Here is a 2,246-nt window from a genome sequence, read left to right as displayed (position 1 = left end):
CTTCATCGGCTGGACGAGACAGCCACCGGAAGTACAGCAGCGAAGTACAGCAACCGTGCCGGTCGAACCAGGCCGGAACGGGCGTCACCAGGCCGGATGACCTCGTATCAAGCCCTATCCAGCCGGTCTGCCGAGAGTTCACACCGAAGAGGTCACTGATTCGATCCCAGTATCGCCTACCATCGATATGTGCAGGTCAGAAGCTCGTTACCGGAAGGGTCGGTAACGAGACTCCTCGCTCTCACCCCTTAAATTGGGAGCAGTTCGGGAGCAGGCTGGCGATGACGCGGGCCGGGCGAATCGACGCAGCCGGCGACATGATCGGTGCCTGGCGGCGCTGGGCGCCTGTGGTGGCCCGGTTCTCATTTCGCACGTGCCACCTCGTGCCGAGCTACACGACGTCAGACGACGGCGAGGCGGCGGATCGGTGACCACTCGGGTTGGTTGGATGGCGGAATGGACTACCGAAAGCTCTTCGCGGACGTGCATCGGCGCCCGGGGATGTTCACGCTGGACGGTTCGTTCCACGACTTCACGGTCTTTATCCGGGGCTGTGATGCCGGCAACGACTGGCAGCTGCTGGCAGGCTTCAGGGAGTGGCTGGTGACCCGCTGCGGGCGCGGAGACAATCTGATCTGGGAGGCGCTGGTGCTGCACCAGGCGTTCCCGGATGGGCAACCGCAACGCGAGCAGCTTGAGGTGGAGGTCAAGCTCTACCGGGTGGCTGTCGAAGCGCTGTTTCGGCTGCTTGATGGGTATCTGCAGCGACGAACAGAGCATGGCGGCCTGGCCGACATCTTCGATGAGTACGTGACCTGGCGAAAGGCACAGAGCTGGTCGTGATTTATGCAGCGGCGGCGTCTTGCGGTTCGCCGACCCCGGCCGTTTCGATCCCGACCGGTCGCCGTTCGTCCCGCTGAGCTTCGGGGCCGGTGGTCACTACTGCCTGGGCGCGCCACTGTCCCGGCTGGAGGCCCGGATCGCGTTGCCCCGCCTGCTGTCCCGCTTCCCCGGGCTCGCGATGGCCGCGCCACCGGTGCGGCGCGACGCCTGGATCGGCCGTGGCCTGGACCGTTCTTCGATCGCGTTGACGTCGGCCGCCTGAGCTGAGCGTTGAGGTTGACGCGACCGCGTCACACATTGCCACATGCAATTAGAAACGACGGCCGGCCCGTTCCTCCGCGGCGGTTAGGACATCACCTGTTTGGAAAGCTTAGTAGCCGCTTATATAACTGAGTTGTGGTACCTTGGGCCGTCCGTTTGCACAGTGGAGTCTTCTCTGCCGGAAAGGACCCTAAATTCATGACTGACACCGCCACTTGGCTGAAGACCATTCACCGGGAGGTCGACGCCGAGGACACGGATGCCGGCCGTTCGCGCACGGTGAAGCTGAGCCGCACGTTCGCCGCCCCGGTCGACGACATCTGGGACGCGATCACCAATCCGGGGCGACTCGCCCGCTGGTTCTACCCGATCAGCGGCGACCTGCGTGTCGGCGGCAAGTACGCCCTCGATGGCAACGCCTCGGGCGAAATCATGAAGTGCGACAAACCCAACGCCCTCTCGGTGACCTGGGAATACGGCGGTGGCGGCTCGTCCGACCTGGACATCATCCTGCGCCCGTCCGCTGGCGGTGGCACCGTGGTCGACCTTCAGCACACCGCCATCCTGCCGTTCGACGACGAGACCTGGGCGGCCGGCATCGGCCAGTTCGCGCCGGGCTGGGACCACGGTTTCAGCCGGCTCGACGACTACCTCAAGGGTGAGCTGCCCGAGGACGACTCGCCCAACGAGCTGTCTCCCGCAGCCCTGGAGCTGTGGGCGCAGGCCGGTGCCCAGTGGTCCGAGGTGGTGCGGATTTGGCGTAGTTGAGCCCCCGGACTGGCATCCTCGACCGGCTCGTCACTCCGGCCCCGCGGCCGGTGGGTGGCGGGCCGGTTCTGTCGTCCGGGTGGTTGTGAGTACTCCGTCTCGGGATCCGAACCACGGCGAAGCCGCCGCGCTCTACCAGTTCGCCCAGGCGTACCTTCGTGGCTGGGCTCCGCTGAGCCGGACGGACAGCCAGGCCATCGCGGACGCCAATCGGGCGCGCACCTGCGGCGGGCAGCTACAAGCCGTTACTCGGAGACCTTCACTGGACGATGTGCTTGGTCTCTTGGCCTCTCATCAAATGGCGGACTGCGAGGCGCTGTCCGGGCCGGGTACCGTCGGTGGTGGACCGGTCGCCGGTTGTCGTGCTGGCTGCC

3 protein-coding genes are annotated in these 2,246 nt (G+C 65.7%); all 3 read left to right on the top strand.

Features of this window, described 5'->3' with window-relative positions; genetic code table 11:
• The first annotated feature begins 456 nt into the window (after positions 1-456).
• On the top strand, positions 457-843 hold the full coding sequence (locus ACFHWY_RS28300; protein WP_416583294.1) for a hypothetical protein: 387 nt from the start codon (positions 457-459) through the stop codon (positions 841-843).
• A 19-nt stretch (positions 844-862) separates the two neighbouring features.
• A complete protein-coding gene (locus ACFHWY_RS28295) occupies positions 863-1,105 on the top strand; it encodes a cytochrome P450 (protein ID WP_416583293.1) in 243 nt (80 codons plus the stop codon).
• Positions 1,106-1,302: 197 nt separating this feature from the next.
• Entirely contained in the window at positions 1,303-1,872 is a 570-nt protein-coding gene (locus ACFHWY_RS28290; RefSeq protein WP_416583292.1) for an SRPBCC domain-containing protein, read from the top strand.
• The last annotated feature ends 374 nt before the right edge of the window (positions 1,873-2,246 follow it).

The sequence above is a fragment of the Micromonospora sp. LOL_024 genome, from assembly GCF_048060415.1.
GTDB lineage: Bacteria > Actinomycetota > Actinomycetes > Mycobacteriales > Micromonosporaceae > Micromonospora.
This window is presented reverse-complemented; position numbering and strand designations above follow the sequence as displayed.